1 pseudogene is annotated in these 219 nt (G+C 65.3%); it reads right to left on the bottom strand.

Going from position 1 to position 219, the window contains the following annotated elements:
- Positions 1-103 precede the first annotated feature (103 nt).
- Positions 104-219 (bottom strand): annotated as a pseudogene (locus E2C06_RS37180) (transposase); the annotation flags it as partial.

Raw genomic sequence — 219 nt, 5'->3', positions numbered from 1 at the left:
CAGCTGGTCCAGCAACTCATCAGCGATGTGCGGCGCCTTCCGTCGAGCCATGGGGGAGCTCCTTCCATTCCCTCATGACCGGCAACACACGGAAATGCCGACAGTCCCCGGCATGCACGAGCACGCCGAGCAACAGCCCTTGCGTGTCGACCGCGAAGTGCCGCTTGCGCCCTTTGACCTTCTTGGCTGCGTCATAGCCGCGAGGCCCGCCGCTCTCCG

The organism is Dankookia rubra, assembly GCF_004355005.1.
GTDB classification, from domain to species: domain Bacteria; phylum Pseudomonadota; class Alphaproteobacteria; order Acetobacterales; family Acetobacteraceae; genus Paracraurococcus; species Paracraurococcus ruber_A.
Note: the sequence above shows the minus strand (reverse complement) of the source record. Positions and strands in the feature narration are given on the sequence as shown.